Raw genomic sequence first — 19,399 nt, 5'->3', positions numbered from 1 at the left:
GAAGTACGCACGTTTGGTACGCATTCGTGTACATACTGGCAGCAGTTTCGCACAGAGGTACGCACTTCCGATTAGCAACCACCAAGGCGCGAACCAGGCCGCTCGCCTGTTATCAAAACTATGGTTGCCAGGCGATGGTTTCCACTGTGGTTTCCACCAGAACGTAGATGCTTTGACTGGCAACCTCGGCGCCGCATAGCACATTGTCCGACAGTGCCATTGCGCGCCTCCAATGGGAAAGCAGCTATGATTGGCCATCCGACCTCAAGGGAAAGCAAATGACGAGTATTGTCTGGGGTCGCCATCCCCAAGAGGCTTACGACAACCCTTATGAGCATGAAGCCCAACAACAATTCCTGAGGGAATGCGACGCCTTGCTTCGCGAAATAATAAAACGCCTCAGGCCGCACACGCTGAAATACCATCGCGACGAGCAGTCACTGCAGAAGGCAACTTGGCTGATCACCATGGACTTGCTGGCATCACTCCTGGACTGCGTGGCCTTACTGAAGGAAACGCGGCACCGGCCAGTTGCTCGGGTCTTCCGGGACGCGGTTGAAGCAATCGACGTGATGCGCTTTTTGCACGCGGAATCCCCAAAAGCCGAGTTGGCTTTGAAGAAGTGGTACGCAAACAAGACGATTTCTCACGGTGAAATCCGAAAACTGATCGAAGCATTAGACGGCGTGGACGCGGCCATGGAACGAAGAATCTTCTATCAGGAACTATCTAAGTTCACTCATCGAACTTATCGAGCACTTCTCCACAGCATTTCACTCGGTCGGGACGATCTAATGGTTCACGATAGCCACGGTTCCGGTCTCTTAGTTCTACCGCAAACCATAGCTGCCTACATGGCCGTGCTGGGCGACATAACAATTCAGGCGAGTGGGAGCGTCAGCTCTACCGGACTGCTCTCCCCTGATGAAGTGGTTGAGGCATGGGGTGTGGCTTTGGAGATCCATACGGTCCCACGACGCTTCGCAATGCGTGTAAAACTTGGCCCTCCACTTTGACCATGCTTTGACGAAATGTGAGACAGGCATGAGACGGAATCCGCAGTGGGTGGGCGTCCGGGGCATATTCAGCCCGGGCTGCGTCAAAGTTGCCGCCTGGCCATCTCTTATCCATGGCAGACCCGAGACGGATTCTGTACAGGCTCTGGACGGATTGCGCGGCAACGGGAAGGCTGCCGAAATCCTTGACAACCCTTGACAACTCTAGACGGAGCCTCGACGAAATTTTAGTCAGGTCTTGACGGATTCAGCAGGCGCCACAAGCAGCTTTAACACTGAAAGGCACGCAGGAAAAGGCTTTACGGGCCCTTGCTCAGCTTGGCCAGCGCCGGCCTCATCGAGGATTCAAGAAATGGCCTCCAGGCCCACGCTGGCGGGATGGGGTGGTGAAATACCGGGCCAGATAAATCCTTAGCGCGCCAAGTAAAACGAGACAGGCCCTAGACGGATTTTCGCCGATGGGTCTCGTTTGAATTTCCCCCAGCTTAAGCAATATGCCGCCCCCAGCATATAAGGCGGCGTGCTTGCGACCGGTGCTCGTCAAATATTTACCAGAGGGGACGACTAGTTAGCTCTGGACCAGCAACTGTTCGCCTTGACACCTCGCCAAGCTGCCGGTTGCAAAACCCAGCCAGACTGGCTTTTTGCTATTTATGGGCTAGCATCAGTGATTGCCACGCAGGTCGTAACAATAAAACACGTTAATCAAAGAAAAAAACACCTCTCAGCATCCATTGGGGCAAGCTGGAATTTTAATTACTGCCCCCTATAGCACAATATTCCTAATAAAATGCAAGGAGCGCCACATGCAATACGTAGCATGCTTAAGGGTAGGGCAAAACGATATAAAAGCTCTCACCAATCTGGAGGCTGACAGGAGAGATGTATTTACTCCTCTCTTGGATATGAGAGGAGATGACGACCGACACTTACAGACATTTTTGGCAAACTGGACTGGTCACCCGTTTTTCCTAGATGTATCTAGAGTAAGAAAAGATGTCGGAGAGGACTTCATTGGAGGCAACGACCTTCACAACGCCAATGAGGCCTTCGAAAATAAGCAGCAGTTTTTTCTAAACACTCAACTTACAAACAACCATGTAATCCCAGTAATATCATGGACCGACGATGATCCGCAGAGAGATGTTATTCAGCTGGCTCTTTCTGCAGAGCGAAACTTCAACCAAATTGCAATTCGAGTCTTCTGCCCTGAAAAACCCACCTCTGCATCCTGGGCCAGACTTTTATCAATCCTAGATTCTCTAAACCTGCCTAACTTCGCGCATGTGATACTGGATTTCGGAGCAACCTCTCCAGCAAGTACAGCTGCCGGCTCTGAATTCAACCATTCACTAAAACAGCTTAACGATTACAACTTACAAAGCTTAGTACTGCTTAGCACTTCATTTCCTATCGACAAACCAGCGTCTAATACTTCCCGATCTTCTGCTTGTTATGACGTCGCTTGGCAATCAAACATTGACCGTAACGGCATAAATCCTAGCCCCACATATGGCGACTACGCAGCAACAAATCCGACCGCACCTATGGAGTACATTCCAGGGATGCCAGTGCTACCATTCGGTTGTTATTACACACCAACGGAATGGTGGCAAAGACGGAAAGGAGGAAATAAAGAATTTGTAAACTATATCGAAATAGCACAAGAGGTTAGAAGCCTACCAGGTTATCACGGTGATGACTTCTGTTGGGCCACTCGTGAATACTCCCGAATTGTTGCGACCTCTACTGGATACGGCAATAATGGAACATGGAACGGCTATAGAATCAATCAGCATATATGCGCAATGATCTTATCTATAACCGACGACGTTAATGAAGAGTTTGACGAATTAGATTTTGACGACCTTGTCTAAGAATATCGACTCTTAAGAGCTCGCAAAACGCAAGCTCTAATATCTGCCAAAGGAAGTGCGTCGCTAACTTTATGGCGCACATCCTTAATCAGGTCCTTCCCACGGACATTGATACCGAAGCTCTTAGCTAGGGAGTCGAGTTCGTCACGCCATAAAAAACCAGTCAAATGGAATTTATCCTGCGACCTATTTGACTTGGCGCTTCTTACCATCGCCATCCCTGAGTAATCGTCCACTACCAGTATTCCTACAGTGGGGATAGAAACTTCTAGCGCCTTAATTAAGTGTTTCGAATGACAGCAAAGCCATACCTCATCAAAACAGGCTAAATAAGCTTCTTGCTGACCTCCCCACCTACTCAAAGTATCCGCGTGAGACTTTATCTCAAATGCGCTCAACTTTCCGTTGGCATGAACGAGGTCAGCCCGCCGAGCCTTATCAATAAAGCAGAGCTCTTCAATGAAGACATCCTGAGCATCATGGGGCATCACTCTCGTGATCCACTGCTTAAGGAGAGGTCGTATTTCGGTTGGATTTAGCATGGAGCGATTATAGCCTTCGATTTTGAAGTATTCACAGTGGATCTGACGGGTGCTCGACGAGAGGATGCCGGCGCCCTTTCAAGCCGAGGAGCTACAGCACCACCAAATCTTATCGCGCCTCAGCAGGAGCCAAACCCTAGCATCCAGGAAGGCTGGCCCGGTAATACTCATCCGGTCGAGATAATACGTGAAATGAGCGCGCCCGAATGACCACTACCCTGATCCGGGGTGCTGCTTGCGCGAGGGAATGGCAAGAACGCCTCAGCGGCGCCAGCACCATCGCCGCATGAGTGTGGAGATGACTCCTCAAAAGTGAGGAGCGAGATAATCGAGCTATTTTCGCACAGAGTCATTAGAAGAATGGTGGTAATAGCAACGCCTTGCACCGGCGGCGGGTTTAGCAAGATGGTGTTACCGTTCGTCGGGGATGGAGCAACGAACCTCGACTGTTTTTTGGGTCTGCGCAAAACCGGCCGGAAACACCCCAGCAGAGAGCAGCTTGTATCCCCACATGTATCCCTTTGAATAAATAATATAAACATAACCAATAAATACAGTTGCTTACATTCTCAGTTCAAATGCCTGTGTACCACCAAGTACCGATTCACAGTTTTCTTCTGATCACTGTGAATCAACAAGAAGCCCGCCTCGTGCGGGCTTTCTTGTTTCTGGCCTTCCCGCTTTGTCACACCTCTTATGCCCCCAGCCCTCCTGCGTGTGCTTAAAGCACGCCTCCGGGATTTCAGGACGTCGTCGGGAGACGGGTTTCCCTAGCAAGCGCCAACCAGGCCTCGGCCGCAGGTGACAAGTGCGCGTTCTTGCGCCATGCCAACACCATATGCCAATCCGTATCCGGCTCGTCCAGCGCAACCAATCGAATCCCGTCGTGATAGTGCTTCTGCGCCAGCATCCTCGGCAAAAATGCGACACCCAGCCCTGCCGAGACCAGATCCACAATAAAGTCGACCTGACCACTGCGTGCAGTCACTTTGGGCGTAACACCCTTGCGGTCGCAGGTCAGTTTGATCATGTTGTTCAGTGCAAACCCCGCCTCGAAGAGGATAAACGGCGTTTCGGCCAGGTCTTCAATGACGACTCGTTTGCGCTTGGCCAATGGATGGTTCTCTGCCATGACCACCACCACCGGCTCGATACGCACATCCTGGTAATCGAACTCTTCACTGAACGAGTTCATCTTCAACAGTGCTGCCAGCTCGACTTCTCCTGAAGCCAGGCACTCATGCAGTTTGCTCGCGCCGTGTTCGGTGAGCTGAATATCGATATCCGGATAGCGGGCGCGGTATTGAGTGAACATGGCGGCGAAAAGCGCACCACTGCCCACGGGTGGCAGACCGATGCGCAACACGCCGCCCTTCAAACCACGCAGGTCATTGAGCTCGGTCAGCAGATCGTTGCGCTCGGCCAACAGGGTTAAGGCGCGGCGGTAGACGATTTCACCGGCGGCGGTCAGCTCGCTGCGGTGGCCAATGCGGCTCAACAGCGGCGTGCCCAATTCGTCTTCAAGGGTCTTGACGGCCTTGCTGACGGTGGACTGAGTGAGCGATACCACGTCAGCGGCCTGGGAGAAGCTACCCTGACGTACCACTTCGACAAAAGTGCGTAATGTTCGAAGGTTCACAAGTATTCGATTTCCGACTGAATTCAAGTTGTATTAGTTGTTTTGATCATAGTCGGTTTTTCCGTAATCTGAACCTGCCGCTCACCCCTGGCGGCCTTGGTTCGTAGATTTATTCGCTCAGGAAAACGTCATGATTATTTCTTCGGCATCCGATTACCGTGCAGCGGCCAAACGCAAACTCCCGCGTTTTCTGTTTGATTACATTGACGGCGGTGCGTATGCAGAGCACACGCTGCGTGCCAATGGTTCGGACCTGGCCGATATCAGCCTGCGCCAGCGGGTCCTGAAAAATGTCGATAACGTGAGTCTTGAAACCAGGCTGTTTGGCGAATCCCTGGCCATGCCGATTGTCCTCAGCCCCGTGGGTTTGAGCGGAATGTATGCGCGCCGCGGTGAAGTTCAGGCAGCCAAGGCCGCGGCGAACAAGCGGATTCCATTCTGCCTGTCGACGGTGTCGGTGTGTTCGATTGAAGAGGTAGCGTCGCAGAGCAAGCAGGCGATCTGGTTTCAGCTGTACGTGCTCAAAGACCGTGGTTTTATGAAAAACGCTCTGGAGCGTGCCAGGGCAGCCGGCGTCACGACGCTGGTCTTTACCGTCGACATGCCAACGCCCGGCGCGCGTTATCGCGATGCGCACTCGGGCATGTCCGGGCCTTATGCCGCGCCTCGACGCATTCTGCAAGCCATGACCAAGCCGGACTGGGCGCTGAATGTCGGCCTGCTCGGTCGCCCTCATGATCTGGGCAATATCTCCAGATACCTGGGCAAGGCCACCACGCTGGAAGATTATGTGGGCTGGCTGGCGAACAACTTCGACCCGTCCATCAGCTGGAAGGATCTGGAGTGGATTCGTGAGTTCTGGGAAGGCCCGATGATCATCAAGGGTATTCTCGATCCGCAGGATGCCAAGGATGCGCTGAGTTTTGGCGCGGACGGCATTGTGGTATCCAACCACGGCGGACGTCAGCTGGATGGCGTGCTGTCCACCGCCAAGGCCTTGCCGCCTATTGTTCAGGCGGTCGGCAGTGACCTGACGGTGCTGGCCGACTCCGGCATTCGCTCGGGTCTTGATGTGGTGCGCATGCTCGCTCTTGGCGCCAAAGGCATGTTGCTCGGACGCTCGATGGCCTATGCGCTGGGCGCCGATGGGCAGCGTGGCGTCGAGAATATGCTGGATATTTTTGCCAGGGAAATGCATGTGGCGATGACGTTGACCGGGGTGACATCGATTGAGCAGATCGACGAAAGCATTCTGGTTAAAGCAGTTGCTTGAAGGCCGGGACTGGATCGTTACTCGAGTCGGCCTTTCGACGAACTGCATTTTTCACTCTGAATGCCTGGTCTATGCTCGAAAATGATGGCTCAAGACGAGCCAGCATTTCTCTTGAAGGAGCGAAGCATGCGTAAACTCGTACTCTCAATGACTGCCGCCCTCTTCCTGGCGGGTGCTGTAGCGCCCGTGGCCTTAGCAGAGAGTGAGCTTGAAAAGGGTGTCCGACACGATAACCGTGAGCTGGATAAAGGTGTTGATCATGACGCCAAGGAAGTGGACAAAGGTGTGAAGCACGACGCCGACGAGGTCGACAAAGGTGCGAGGCATGACGACAAAGAGCGTCACAAGGCTGACAAGCATATCGATAAAGAAGTTAAAAAAGATCTCTGACCAAAAAGCCTGCCATTGAGCAGGCTTTTTTATGGGCGGATGACGCTGTAACGTCCGGCGGGTTTGATAAAACACCTACGCACAGGTGCTTCTAGCCCTCACCCTTACAGACCGGGCCATCTACTCAGGGCAAGTGGCCCGGCCTCTGTCACTGGATGTACGGTCAAATCTTGAAACTGTCGACCAGTTGTTTCAAACGTCCGGCCTGTTGCGAAAGCGCAGCACAATCCTTGAGCGTTTCATTAAGGTTGGCCACGCCTTGTTGATTGAGCGTGTTGATCTGATTGATATCGATATTGAGTGTTTCGACAACAGCGGTCTGCTCTTCTGTCGCCGCAGCGACGGATTGATTCATGCCGTCGATATCGCCAATGCGCCGCGTTACATCGCGTAGACGACTACCGGCCTGATTGGCAACTTCGACACTTTCCTGACTCGACGTCTGACTTTCATTCATGTTGAGTACGGCGTGCTGAGACCTGCCGCCTTGACCGGGCTGGCGATCGTTACCACCAGGCCACCCACGGAAGCCTGATAAGGCGCGCTGAGAATGGTTTTGCCCGCGTCGACAGTGGACTTGTACCAGGGCCGCTGGCGAGGGTCGTAGCCCGCAGGCATGTCCACGTTGGGCCGCTGAGTGAACGTGCCTTTGCTGTCACCGACATAGGTGAACTGGAAGGTCGATACCAGCGCAGACTGCGATACCAGCCCGCTGAGATCGGAATTGACCCCCTGAAAGGCTACGTTCTGGGTGAGATTTTCCAACACCAGAATGCGTCCGCTCAGCCAGTTCTGGACGCTGATGGCAGTCAGCTGACCCGCTTGACCCACGGAGGACTCAAGGTTCTGGTTGATCGTCTTACGTTGCAGGTAATCGTTGTAAAAGGTGAACAAGGCGAACGCCAGCACCACTACACCGGCCGCGGCCAACAGGATCTTATGACGAAACTTCAAATTCATGACAAGGCATCTCAAAAGGACTGCTAGAAGAAAGCTCAGATGCCAGAGCAACTTGCGACACAAAAAATGTCATGCCCTGCACACACAATGAACCTACAACGAATAGGGTTTTAATCGCGTAAACACAGCCAATAGCGTGCCTTTCCCGTGAAATGCTGCGCTGTACTCCAATGACGTTGGCAGTGCTTTATAACGGTGTGCCGACGCAATTGATATGCCTGAAAAAAATACTCGGCGCGCCTTGGAACTTTCTTTATTTTTTATTTCAGCTTGGCCGGTCCCTGCCGATAGCGTCTGTATACCTCACCCTGCCCTGACCTGTATGCCATACCTTTCAGGGATAACACCGTTTCAATGGCAGTTGTTGGAGAATTCAATGAGTAGCTGGTTTGCAAACATCAGCGTGAATATGAAACTGGCCCTTGGGTTCGGTCTAGTACTTGTTTTTACAGCCATTCTTGCATTGACTGGCTGGACCAGCATGAGCGGGCTGATCAATCGCAGCAACTGGATGAGTGACATTACTTCACTCAATGCCCAGTTGACCAAACTGCGCGTGACACGCCTCCAGTACATGGTGGCCGACGGCGACGAGAAGGTTGCCGAAACCGTGCAGACTTCGCTGGACAGCTTCAAGGCGTATCAGGAAAAACTTCGGGCCTCGTTCAAAAGTCCCGAAAACGTGAAAATGCTCGATCAGTTGGGCATCGTGATCGCTGACTACCAGAAGTCCCTCAACAACATGCGCAGTGGCTACAAGGCCAGCACTGCGGCTCGTGATGAGCTGACGACCCATGCTGTCAAAAGCCTCGCGGTATTCGAGCAGCTTGTGACTGAAGTCAAAAACATGGACCCGGCTGACGCCAACCGCTTCGAGCAGTACCGACTTGTCACCGACGCAAAAGATGACTTGAGACTCGCACGCTATGAAGTGCGCGGTTACACCACCAATGCCACACCCGAGACCGAGCAGGCAGCCGTCTCGAAACTGGATGCGGCCATCAAGGATCTGGATGCGCTCAAGGCAACCTTCAGCGGCACTCAGGCCGATCAGCTCAGGCAGCTGGAAACCTCGTTGATGGCGTACCGGGCGACCTTGCAGAACTTCAAGGCCGCCACGGGCACGATTGTCCAGGCGCGCAAGGAAATGACCACGCAAGGCCAGGATATCGTCAAGATCAGCGAGGACATGTACAAGCTGCAACTGGATCGCCGCGATCAGGAAAGCGCACAGGCGCGTACCACTCAGATCGTCTGCACACTGCTGGCGATCATTCTGGGCATCATCGCCGCAGTCATCATTACCCGGCAGATTACCCGTCCTCTGCAGGAAACCCTGGCGGTGGTCGACCGTATCGCATCCGGTGACCTGACCCAGACCCTGGCCGTGACACGTCGCGATGAGCTCGGCGTTCTGCAGCAAGGCATCCAGCGCATGGGCACCACGCTGCGCGAGCTGATTGGCGGTATTCGCGACAGCGTCGTACAGATCGCCAGTGCCGCCGAAGAACTGTCGGCGGTTACCGAACAGACCAGCGCTGGCGTCAACAGCCAGAAAGTCGAAACCGACCAGGTCGCCACCGCCATGCACGAGATGTCGGCGACGGTTGCAGAAGTGGCGCGTAACGCCGAACAGGCCTCGCAAGCCGCTTCCAACGCCGACCGCGAAGCGCGTGACGGTGACAAGGTGGTGGGTGAAGCGATCGCCCAGATCGAGCGACTGGCCAACGAAGTGGGTCGCTCGGCCGACGCCATGACTCAGTTAGAGCAGGAAAGCGACAAGATCGGCAAGGTGATGGACGTCATCAAGGCGGTGGCGGAACAGACCAACCTGCTGGCGCTCAACGCTGCTATCGAAGCAGCGCGTGCGGGTGAAGCCGGACGTGGTTTTGCGGTGGTTGCCGACGAAGTCCGCGGCCTGGCACAACGTACACAGCAATCCACCGTGGAGATCGAAACACTGGTCGCTGCGTTGCAGAGCGGTACGCGCCAGGTGTCCAGCATCATGCTCAACAGCCGCGAACTGACCGTCAGCAGCGTGACCCTCAGCCGTAAGGCTGGCACGTCGCTGGGCAGCATCACGCAGACGGTGTCGAGCATTCAGGCGATGAACCAGCAGATTGCCGCCGCCGCTGAAGAGCAAAGCGCGGTTGCCGAGGAAATCAGCCGCAGCATCGTCAACGTGCGCGATGTCTCCGAGCAGACCGCTTCGGCCAGCGAAGAAACCGCTGCGTCCAGCGTCGAACTGGCGCGCCTGGGCGGGCAATTGCAAACGATGGTCAGCCACTTCCGGATCTGATCACCCAGCGTTGACATCAAGCCCGGTCTTTACCGGGCTTGATTGTTTCTGCACTCCTGACAGTCACGCCTGTGGCGGCTGCCCGTTGGACGCCGACAGGCCGCCATCGACCGGCAGGTTGACGCCGGTCACGAAGCGCGCGTCGTCACTGGCCAGGAAAGCGATCACGTCGCCGACGTCTTCGGCTTCACCCGGGCGACCCAGTGGGATGCGCTCCATGAACTTGGCCATCAACGCTTTGTCACCGAGCATATCTTCGGTCAGCTCGCTGCGGGTCAGTGAGGGGCAGACGGCATTCACGCGCACGCCGTCAGCACCATGGTCCATGGCCAGCGAACGAGTGAAGTTGGTGATCGCGCCCTTGGCCGCGTTATAGAAACTCATGCCCCAGTCGCCGCCCAGACCGGACACCGACGAGACGTTGATGATGTTGCCTTTGCTGGCGATCAGTGCAGGCATGGCGGTGCGGGTGCAATAGAACACGCCGTCCAGGTCCACGGACATCAGCTCTTTCCAGTCCTCTATGCCCAGCTCGGTCACTTTGCCGGACTTGACGATGCCGGCATTGTTGACCAGCACATCCAGGCGCCCGAAGCGCGTCGCCACTTCCTTGAACAGCGCTTCCACGTCGCTCGGGTCGGCCATGTCCGCGGCTCTGACCAAGTGCCCTTCGCCCTTCAGTTGGGCGGCTACTTTGGCCAGCTTGTCGTGATTGCGGCCGACCAGCACGACGCTTGCGCCTTCCTCGGCAAAACGTTTGGCGGTCGCTGCGCCGATTCCGGAACCGGCACCTGTGACGACGACGACTTTCTGGGTGAAACGATTCATTCGGCAGTCTCCAAAAAGTAAATGGGATTATCGGGTGGACTGCACACCCGGCCGCCGCGTTCACTCGCATTTAATTTTGGTATCAGTGGCGCTGTAAATGGCCGGTGAATCGTTAAACCTCGACCATGGGTGCGTTGACAACGCCGCAGCGGTCTGCAAATAATCCCCACGGTTGTACGACAACCTATAACGCCAAAAATAAAAACAACACCGAGGCCAGTCCATCATGAACACTCTCGCCGCGCCTGCTCGCTCGATCAGCAAGGGCTCAATCATTGAAGCCCTGATCAGTGACGTATTGTTTACTGAAAACTCGCACTACCAGACACCCTTCTCGATTAACAACATTCGCTGAAACACAGCGAACGGTACTCGGCCGCCTGCAGGTCGAGGCCATGCCTGGCGACAGGCATCACGTAATCCTCGAAGGTGTCGGCCGCCGCTTGCGCGGGGCCAGGAAAGGGGACGGTTTCACTAAACAAGGGAGCACAACAATAATGACATCTCACACTACCCGCTCACGCATCCTGCTGGGCTTCGGCGGTATGACGCTGATTTTCCCGATGCTCGGCATGGCCGAAGGTTTCGTCGACGACACCAAGGCCACGCTCACCCTGCGTAACGCCTACTTCAACCGTAATTTCACCAATCCTGCATACCCGAGCAGTGCCGCGCCACAGAGCAAGGCCGAGGAATGGACACAAAGCTTCATTCTCGACGCCAAGTCGGGCTTTACTCAGGGTGTGGTGGGTTTCGGGGTTGATGTGCTGGGCCTGTATTCGCTCAAGCTCGATGGCGGCAAGGGTACGGGCGGCACTCAGCTGCTACCGATCCACAGCGACGGGCGTCCGGCCGATGATTTCGGGCGTCTGGGCGTGGCGGGCAAGGCGCGGGTTTCCAAGACCGAACTGAAGGTCGGCGAGTGGATGCCGGTGCTGCCGATCCTGCGCTCCGATGACGGTCGTTCGTTGCCGCAGACGTTTCGCGGTGGTCAGGTCACGTCCAAGGAGATCGACGGCCTGACGCTGTATGGCGGCCAGTTCCGCGGCAACAGCCCACGCAACGATGCGAGCATGGAAGACATGTCGCTGAACGGGCGAGGCGCATTCACCTCGGACCGCTTCAACTTCGGCGGCGGCGAGTATGTCTTCAACGACAAGCGCACCCAGGTAGGCGTCTGGTACTCGGAACTGCAGGACATCTATCAGCAGCAATTCTTCAACCTGCTGCACAGTCAGCCGCTCGGCGACTGGACCCTGGGCGCGAACCTGGGTTACTTCATCGGCAAGGAAGACGGCAACAAACTGGCCGGCGACCTGGATAACAAGACGGCCTACGCGCTGCTCTCGGCCCGCTATGGCGGCAGCACCTTCTATGTCGGTCTGCAGAAGCTGACGGGCGATACCGCGTGGATGCGCGTCAACGGCACCAGCGGCGGCACCCTGGCCAACGACAGTTACAACTCCAGCTACGACAACGCCAAAGAGAAATCCTGGCAGCTGCGCCATGACTACAACTTCGCGACGCTGGGCGTACCCGGCCTGACCCTGATGAACCGCTATATCAGCGGCGACAATGTGCACACCGGCAACATCACTGACGGCAAGGAATGGGGCCGGGAGTCTGAACTGGCCTACACCGTCCAAAGCGGTGCGCTGAAGAATCTGAACGTCAAATGGCGCAACTCCAGCCTGCGTCGTGATTTCAGCACCAACGAATTCGACGAAAATCGCGTGTTCGTCAGCTACCCTATTTCGTTGCTCTGAAAGCGTGGCAGAGCCTGTTGGCCACGGCAGGTTTTGCCTTGTTACAAATGTATCCGGCCAAGTGCGTGCACAGCCCGTTTTTAGACCTTGGCCGCGTTGACAATCAGCGTATGCGGTGCCGATAATCCGGCAAGTCATACGACAACAGATGACAAAAATAACAATCGGGACTTCTCTCATGGCATCGGCTCATACCACTCAAACTCCCTTCAATCGCCTCCTGCTGACCGGCGCGGCAGGTGGCCTGGGCAAGGTATTGCGCGAAACTCTGCGCCCTTACACAAAAGTGCTGCGGCTTTCCGACATTGCCGAGATGGCGCCCGCTGTCGACGGCAGTGAGGAAGTTCAGGTCTGCGATCTGGCCGACAAGAACGCCGTGCACCAACTGGTCGAAGGCGTCGACGCGATCGTGCATTTCGGCGGTGTGTCGGTCGAACGCCCGTTCGAGGAAATCCTCGGCGCCAATATCTGCGGCGTGTTCCACATCTACGAAGCCGCCCGCCGGCACGGCGTGAAACGCGTGATCTTTGCCAGCTCCAACCACGTGATCGGTTTCTACAAGCAGACCGAGACCATCGACGCGCACTCCCCTCGCCGCCCGGACAGTTACTACGGTCTATCCAAGTCCTACGGCGAGGACATGGCCAGCTTTTACTTCGATCGCTACGGCATCGAAACCGTCAGCATCCGTATCGGCTCATCGTTTTCCGAACCGCAAAACCGCCGAATGATGAGTACCTGGCTGAGCTTTGCTGACCTGACTCAGTTGATCGAACGCTCGCTGTACACGCCAGACGTGGGCCACACCGTGGTCTACGGCGTCTCGGACAACAAGACCGTCTGGTGGGACAACCGCCTGGCCAGCAAACTGGATTACAAACCGAAGGACAGCTCGGAAGTGTTCCGCGAGAAGGTCGACGCCCAGCCGCTGCCGGCAGCCGATGACCCGGCAATGCTTTACCAGGGCGGTGCCTTTGTGGCTTCAGGACCGTTCGGCGACCAATAAGCAGCGCTTTCCCCTCGCAGCACTCTGGAGACACGAACCGTCATGGATGCCGAACTGATTGTCGATGCACAGAACGCCACCGGCGAAAGCCCGGTCTGGAGCGTGCGTGATCAAGCGTTGTACTGGGTGGATATTCCCAAGGGCGAGTTGCATCGCTGGGATTTCAATCAGGACAGCACGCGCAGCTGGAAAGCGCCGCAGATGCTGGCCTGTATCGCCGCCGACAATCGGGGTGGCTGGGTGGCGGGGATGGAGAACGGAATCTTTCATTTGCAGCCCTGCGAAGACGGCAGCCTGATCAGCACGCTTCTGGCCAGCGTCGAACACGCGCAGGCAGGCATGCGCTTCAATGACGGCCGCTGCGACCGACAGGGTCGTTTCTGGGCGGGCACCATGTTTATGGACATGGCCGCAGGGGCGACGGTGGGGGCGTTGTATCGCTACAGCGCAGGCCAGACCACGCTGAATGCACAACTCAAGGACTTCATCGTCCCCAACGGCCTGGCGTTCAGCCCCGACGGCAAGGTCATGTACCTGTCCGACTCGCACCCCGGCGTGCAGCAGATCTGGGCCTTCGATTACGACACCGACAGCGGCACGCCGCGCAATCGCCGCCTGTTCGTTGACATGAACCATCACCTGGGTCGTCCCGACGGTGCGGCGATCGACACCGACGGCTGCTACTGGATCTGTGGCAACGACGCAGGCCTGGTTCACCGCTTCACCCCCACCGGCAAACTCGACCGTTCACTGGTCGTGCCGGTGAAAAAGCCAGCCATGTGTGCCTTTGGCGGCCCCAATCTGGACACGCTGTTCGTAACGTCCATTCGCCCGGGTGGCGATATTAGCGATCAGCCACTGGCTGGCGGCCTGTTCGCCCTGCGACCTGGGGTTCAGGGCCTGGAGGAACCCACGTTTCAGGGCTGACAGCGCCCTGCCGAAAATCCCGTAGCTCTACCAAAAATAACAAAATCGGAGATATCCATGGACTTCAAACACAAGCTTCTCATCGCAGCACTTCCGCTGGCCTTCTGTGTGTCAGGCATGGCCCACGCTGATGTCAAAATCAAGTTCGCCGAGGTTCACCCTGCTGGCTATGCGCCGGTCGTGGCAGAACAGAACATGGGCAAGAAACTCGAAGAACAGTCCAAGGGCGAGATCAGTTTCAAGATGTACGCGGGTGGCGTACTCGGCTCCGAGAAGGAGGTCGTTGAGCAGGTGCAGAGCGGCGCCGTGCAGATGACCCGCGTCAGCCTCGGCATCGTCGGCCCGGTAGTGCCGGACGTCAACGTCTTCAACCTGCCGTTCGTGTTCCGTGATCAGGCGCATATGCGCACCATCATCGATGGCGAGATCGGCCAGGAAATTCTCGACAAGATCACCAACTCGCAATTCAACATGGTCGCCCTGGCCTGGATGGATGGCGGCACCCGCAACCTGTACACCAAAAAGCCCGTACGGCAGATTTCCGACCTCAAAGGCATGAAAATCCGTGTACAGGGCAACCCGGTGTTTATCGAAACCATCAACGACATGGGCGGCAACGGCATCGCCATGGCCACCGGCGAGATCTTCAGTGCCCTGCAGACCGGCGTCATTGACGGTGCGGAAAATAACCCGCCGACGTATTTCCAGCACAACCATTACCAGAACGCCAAGTTCTTCACCATCACCGAACACCTGATCCTGCCCGAGCCCATCGTGATGGCGAAAACCACATGGAACAAGCTCAACCCCGAGCAGCAAGCACTGGTGAAAAAGCTGGCGCGTGAAGCGCAGATGGAGGAGCGAGCGCTGTGGGACAAGTCGTCAGCCGATGCCGAGACCAAGCTCAAGGCCGCTGGCGTGGAATTCATCACGCTGACGCCTGAGCAGAAGAAAGCCTTCTACGACGCGACTCAACCGGTCCGCGACAAATTCGGCGCGCCTTACAAAGATCTGATCAGCCGCATCGAAGCGGTCCAGACCAATCCGGCACTGGCTGCACCCAGTACCCCAGCGGCCCAATAAGCCTGTCCGATTACGCAGCGGGGACGAGCACCAGCTCGTTCGCCGCCGCAGTGGTGAGCCTTATGAAAAATACGCTTTTTCGCATCAACGACACGCTTTATCGGGTCTGCATCGGCATTGCCGGTCTCTCGGTGTTGATCATGACCCTGATCATCCCCTGGGGCATCTTTGCCCGCTACATCCTCGGCAGCGGTTCCAGTTGGCCTGAACCCACCGCCATACTGCTGATGGTGGTATTTACCTTCTTCGGCGCCGCCGCCAGTTACCGGGCCGGTGCGCACATGGCCGTGTCAATGGCTGTGGAGCGCATGCCGCAGCAGGTGCGCAGAGCCGCCAGCGTGGTGGTGCAGATTCTGATGGGGATCGTGGCCCTGTTCATGATTTTCAAAGGCTTCAAGCTGTGCGCCACCACCTGGAATCAATTCGTCGGCGAACTGCCGTTTCTGCGCGTCGGTATCTCTTATCTGCCGATTCCTCTCGGCGGCCTCGTGACGCTGGTCTTCGTTCTGGAAAGGCTGTTGCTGGGTGACCAGAGTCATCGCGCGGTCATGCATTTCGACGTCGTTGAAGAAAGCGAAGGTGCCGCATAAATGGACGCTTTTATACTGTTGGGCAGCTTTATCGCGCTGATCCTGATTGGCATGCCGGTGGCCTACGCGCTGGGCCTTTCAGCCCTGATCGGCGCCTGGTGGATCGACATCCCGGCCGATGCACTGATGATCCAGATTGCGGGTGGCGTGAACAAATTCTCGCTGTTGGCGATTCCGTTCTTCGTGCTGGCCGGAGCAATCATGGCCGAAGGCGGCATGTCGCGACGTCTGGTCGCGTTTGCCGCAGTGCTGGTGGGCTTCGTGCGCGGCGGCCTGTCGCTGGTCAATATCGTGGCTTCGACCTTCTTCGGCGCGATCTCGGGTTCCTCGGTGGCCGACACGGCCTCGGTGGGTTCGGTGCTGATCCCGGAAATGGAACGCAACGGCTACCCGCGAGACTTCTCGACGGCAGTGACCGTGAGCGGCTCGGTGCAGGCGCTGCTGACACCCCCCAGTCACAACTCGGTGCTCTATTCGCTGGCGGCAGGCGGCACGGTGTCGATTGCGTCTCTGTTCATGGCCGGGATCCTCCCGGGTCTGCTGCTCAGCGCAGTGATGATGGGCCTGTGCATGATCTTCGCGCGCAAGCGCAACTACCCCAAGGGTGAAGTGATCCCACTGCGCCAGGCGCTGAAAATTGCCGGTGAAGCGCTTTGGGGCATGATGGCCATGGTCATTATTCTCGGCGGCATTCTGTCGGGGATTTTCACGGCCACCGAGTCGGCAGCCATTGCCGTGCTATGGTCGTTCTTCGTCACCATGTTCATCTACCGCGACTACAAATGGCGCGACCTGCCCAAACTGATGCACCGGGCGGCACGCACCATTTCCATCGTGATGATCCTGATCGGTTTTGCCGCCAGCTTCGGTTACATCCTGACGCTGATGGAAATCCCGATGAAGATCACCACCGCGTTCCTGACCCTGTCGGACAACCGCTATGTGATCCTGATGTGCATCAACGTGATGTTGCTGCTGCTCGGTACGGTCATGGACATGGCGCCGCTGATTCTGATCCTGACACCGATTCTGTTGCCGGTCATCGTCGGCGTTGGTATCGATCCGGTGCACTTCGGCATGATCATGCTGGTCAATCTGGGTATCGGGCTGATTACCCCGCCGGTGGGCGCGGTGCTGTTTGTCGGTGCCGCTGTGGGTAAAGTCACCATAGAAGCGACGGTAAAAGCACTGGTGCCGTTCTATGTTGCGCTGTTCCTGGTGCTGATGCTGGTGACTTACGTTCCTGCCATCTCGTTGTGGCTGCCGAGCGTCGTGCTCTGACGTCTCCAGTTGCAAGGCTGCCGGAGCGCTTGAAAGCGCTCCGGCATGCACCTCTGTTGTCCAGCCAAGGAGGCTGGTTTGCGTATGTCTGCCCCTGCCCTGTTTCCGCGCCACATTGCCGTGCTGATCCTGGCGCTGCTGGCCTGCTCGTTTGCCGGCAACCACATCGCGGCACGCATTGCCTTCGATCATGACACCGGCCTACTGCTGGCCATTCTCTGTCGCTCCGGCGTGACCTTGCTGGTACTGACCAGTCTGGTGCTCTGGCAGCGCGAAAGGCTCAGTCTGCCCGCCAGCACCTGGCGCTGGCAGCTGCTTCTGGGGCTGCTGATCGCCACGCAGAGCTTTTGCATCTACTCGGCGGTAGCGCGTATTCCGGTGGCCCTGGCCTTGCTGGTGGTCAATGTCTCGCCGATCCTGCTGGCGTTGCTGACCTGGGCATTGGGCGGTGCCCAGCCAACGCGGCGCGCAGCCGGCCTGATGGGCCTGATTCTGTTTGGCCTGACGCTGGCGCTGGATGTGCCACAGCGCCTGTCGAACCCCGGCAGCAGCGAGCCGCAATGGCTGGAGGGTGTCGCCTACGCGTCGACCGCGGCGGTGGTGTTCGCCTTTGCGCTGTGGATTACCGATAACAAACTGGCGGGCATGCGCGGCAGCGTACGCAGCATGCTGACCATGGCCGTGGTGTTTGTCGTCGCAGCCATCGCCGGCAGCAGCGGCGTGCTGCCCGGCGGCGTGGGTCTGCCAAAGAGTTCTGTCGGCTGGACCGCACTGGCCAGTCTGGTGGTTTTGTACGGGTTGGGTTTCTCGCTGCTGTTCATCTGCATGGCACGGCTGGACATCGCCCGCAACGCGCCAGTGATGAACATCGAACCGGTGGCCAGCCTGCTGTTTGGCTGGCTGATTCTCGATCAATTGCTCAGCAGCGGTCAGGTGGTCGGCGGGCTGATCGTCGTCAGCGGCATCGTGCTGCTGACCTGGCGTCGCGCCCAATCGCCTGACTCTCAATCATCCAGAAAGGCTTTGAAGCATGTCCACGAACGTACTGACCCTTGAAGATGGCCTGACCCGCCTGACACTGGCCCCCGACATCGGCGCCAGTATCGTCAACTGGATCGTCCTGGCCAGTGGGCAACCCCTGCTGCGCCCCAGCGACGAACAGGCTCTGGCGGCCGGGACGCCTCGTCGGCTGGCCTGCTACCCGCTGGCACCCTGGTCGAACCGGATCGGCAGTGGCGGCTTCGACACGCCCGATGGCTGGCTCGCACTGCCCCCCAACAGCGCCAACGACCCGCTGCCGATCCATGGCAGCGCCTGGCAGCAGGCATGGACCGTCATCGAGCAGAGCGCAGAGCAGGTCTGCCTGCAACTCGACAGCCAGACGCCATTCGCCTACCGCGCGCACCTGCGCTACACCCTGCACGACGGCAAACTGAGTATCGAACTGACCACCACTCATCTGGACAGCCGCGCCATGTGGCACGGCCTGGGCTTGCACCCTTACCTGCCACGCACGCCTCACACACGCTTGCAGGCCAAAGCTGCGCAGGTCTGGCTGTGCGACGAGGCAGGTTTGCCGAATGAGTTGCAGGATCTGCCCGCCGAATGGGACTTCCAGCACAGCAACAGGCTGCCCGAAGCACGGCTGGACAACGGCTTCACCGGCTGGGACGGCCACAGCGTCATCAGCCAGCCGGACCTGGGCTATGAACTGCACTGCCACGCCACCGGCAGCGAGTACTTTCTGGTGTTCTGCCCTCCAGGACTGAATTTCTTCTGTTTCGAGCCCGTCAGCCACCCGGTGAATGCCCATCATTTGCCTGGGCATCCGGGGTTGAAGCTGTTACAGCAGGGGGAGTCGATGGAGCTAAGGGTCAGTCTGCATCACAAGCCCTTGTAGCAGGCTGTTTCATGCCTTCCCT

Annotated in this window: 19 protein-coding genes; 14 read left to right on the top strand and 5 right to left on the bottom strand. The window is 57.1% G+C overall.

Going from position 1 to position 19,399, the window contains the following annotated elements; all coding sequences use genetic code 11:
• Positions 1 to 278 precede the first annotated feature (278 nt).
• Positions 279 to 1,016, top strand: a complete 738-nt coding sequence (locus ACW55A_RS00350; protein ID WP_104721011.1) for a hypothetical protein — start codon at positions 279 to 281, stop codon at positions 1,014 to 1,016.
• Between the two features lie 806 nt (positions 1,017 to 1,822).
• On the top strand, positions 1,823 to 2,893 hold the full coding sequence (locus ACW55A_RS00345; protein ID WP_498810248.1) for a beta family protein: 1,071 nt from the start codon (positions 1,823 to 1,825) through the stop codon (positions 2,891 to 2,893).
• On the opposite strand, the gene ACW55A_RS00340 is transcribed toward ACW55A_RS00345, so the two are convergent.
• Together ACW55A_RS00340 and ACW55A_RS00335 are read right to left on the bottom strand one after the other, a co-directional pair.
• Positions 2,890 to 3,435, bottom strand: coding sequence for a sce7726 family protein (locus ACW55A_RS00340; protein ID WP_498810247.1), 546 nt, complete (start codon positions 3,433 to 3,435; stop codon positions 2,890 to 2,892). The two genes, ACW55A_RS00345 and ACW55A_RS00340, sit on opposite strands and share 4 nt — an antisense overlap.
• A 742-nt stretch (positions 3,436 to 4,177) precedes the next feature.
• The gene (locus ACW55A_RS00335; RefSeq protein WP_455807917.1) at positions 4,178 to 5,074 is read right to left on the bottom strand and encodes a LysR family transcriptional regulator; all 897 of its coding nucleotides are present in this window, start codon (positions 5,072 to 5,074) and stop codon (positions 4,178 to 4,180) included.
• Between the two features lie 130 nt (positions 5,075 to 5,204).
• Between ACW55A_RS00335 and lldD the strand changes: the two genes are divergently transcribed.
• Positions 5,205 to 6,347, top strand: a complete 1,143-nt coding sequence (gene lldD, locus ACW55A_RS00330) for an FMN-dependent L-lactate dehydrogenase LldD (protein WP_455807918.1) — start codon at positions 5,205 to 5,207, stop codon at positions 6,345 to 6,347.
• Positions 6,348 to 6,473: 126 nt separating this feature from the next.
• Entirely contained in the window at positions 6,474 to 6,737 is a 264-nt protein-coding gene (locus tag ACW55A_RS00325; protein WP_003365686.1) for a hypothetical protein, read from the top strand.
• A 163-nt stretch (positions 6,738 to 6,900) separates the two neighbouring features.
• Here ACW55A_RS00325 and ACW55A_RS00320 read toward each other — a convergent pair whose 3' ends face one another.
• Positions 6,901 to 7,194 (bottom strand): methyl-accepting chemotaxis protein, encoded by a 294-nt coding sequence (locus ACW55A_RS00320; RefSeq protein ID WP_498810244.1) that lies wholly within the window; start codon positions 7,192 to 7,194, stop codon positions 6,901 to 6,903.
• Positions 7,191 to 7,697 carry a cache domain-containing protein gene (locus ACW55A_RS00315; protein ID WP_498810242.1) on the bottom strand — a complete coding sequence of 169 codons (507 nt, stop codon included), beginning with the start codon at positions 7,695 to 7,697 and terminating at the stop codon, positions 7,191 to 7,193. The genes ACW55A_RS00320 and ACW55A_RS00315 overlap by 4 nt, the downstream gene beginning before the upstream one ends.
• 376 nt (positions 7,698 to 8,073) lie before the next feature.
• Between ACW55A_RS00315 and ACW55A_RS00310 the strand changes: the two genes are divergently transcribed.
• Positions 8,074 to 9,996, top strand: coding sequence for a HAMP domain-containing methyl-accepting chemotaxis protein (locus ACW55A_RS00310; protein WP_003433742.1), 1,923 nt, complete (start codon positions 8,074 to 8,076; stop codon positions 9,994 to 9,996).
• A gap of 63 nt (positions 9,997 to 10,059) precedes the next feature.
• Here the strand turns inward: ACW55A_RS00310 and budC are convergent, their stop codons facing one another.
• Positions 10,060 to 10,824 carry a meso-2,3-butanediol dehydrogenase gene (budC, locus tag ACW55A_RS00305; RefSeq protein WP_498810240.1) on the bottom strand — a complete coding sequence of 255 codons (765 nt, stop codon included), beginning with the start codon at positions 10,822 to 10,824 and terminating at the stop codon, positions 10,060 to 10,062.
• Between the two features lie 226 nt (positions 10,825 to 11,050).
• On the opposite strand from budC, the gene ACW55A_RS00300 reads away from it, so the two are divergent.
• From ACW55A_RS00300 to ACW55A_RS00260, 9 genes are all read left to right on the top strand, one after another.
• Positions 11,051 to 11,179: a hypothetical protein gene (locus ACW55A_RS00300; RefSeq protein ID WP_256332995.1), complete on the top strand. Its 129-nt coding sequence runs from the start codon at positions 11,051 to 11,053 to the stop codon at positions 11,177 to 11,179.
• 142 nt (positions 11,180 to 11,321) lie between these two features.
• Positions 11,322 to 12,590 (top strand): OprD family porin, encoded by a 1,269-nt coding sequence (locus ACW55A_RS00295; RefSeq protein WP_003433746.1) that lies wholly within the window; start codon positions 11,322 to 11,324, stop codon positions 12,588 to 12,590.
• 178 nt (positions 12,591 to 12,768) lie between these two features.
• Positions 12,769 to 13,596, top strand: coding sequence for an NAD-dependent epimerase/dehydratase family protein (locus ACW55A_RS00290; protein WP_054080629.1), 828 nt, complete (start codon positions 12,769 to 12,771; stop codon positions 13,594 to 13,596).
• A 42-nt stretch (positions 13,597 to 13,638) separates the two neighbouring features.
• Positions 13,639 to 14,523 (top strand): glucurono-1,5-lactonase, encoded by an 885-nt coding sequence (locus ACW55A_RS00285; RefSeq protein ID WP_024663310.1) that lies wholly within the window; start codon positions 13,639 to 13,641, stop codon positions 14,521 to 14,523.
• A 57-nt stretch (positions 14,524 to 14,580) separates the two neighbouring features.
• The gene (locus ACW55A_RS00280; protein ID WP_455807922.1) at positions 14,581 to 15,606 is read left to right on the top strand and encodes a TRAP transporter substrate-binding protein; all 1,026 of its coding nucleotides are present in this window, start codon (positions 14,581 to 14,583) and stop codon (positions 15,604 to 15,606) included.
• Between the two features lie 62 nt (positions 15,607 to 15,668).
• Entirely contained in the window at positions 15,669 to 16,196 is a 528-nt protein-coding gene (locus tag ACW55A_RS00275; RefSeq protein ID WP_455807923.1) for a TRAP transporter small permease, read from the top strand.
• The gene (locus ACW55A_RS00270; protein ID WP_003433753.1) at positions 16,197 to 17,477 is read left to right on the top strand and encodes a TRAP transporter large permease; all 1,281 of its coding nucleotides are present in this window, start codon (positions 16,197 to 16,199) and stop codon (positions 17,475 to 17,477) included.
• An 84-nt stretch (positions 17,478 to 17,561) separates the two neighbouring features.
• Positions 17,562 to 18,533: an EamA family transporter gene (locus tag ACW55A_RS00265; protein ID WP_455807924.1), complete on the top strand. Its 972-nt coding sequence runs from the start codon at positions 17,562 to 17,564 to the stop codon at positions 18,531 to 18,533.
• The gene (locus tag ACW55A_RS00260; protein WP_455807925.1) at positions 18,508 to 19,377 is read left to right on the top strand and encodes an aldose 1-epimerase; all 870 of its coding nucleotides are present in this window, start codon (positions 18,508 to 18,510) and stop codon (positions 19,375 to 19,377) included. The genes ACW55A_RS00265 and ACW55A_RS00260 overlap by 26 nt, the downstream gene beginning before the upstream one ends.
• Positions 19,378 to 19,399: the final 22 nt, after the last annotated feature.

The organism is Plantibacter cousiniae (nom. nud.), from assembly GCF_977070315.1.
This window is presented reverse-complemented; position numbering and strand designations above follow the sequence as displayed.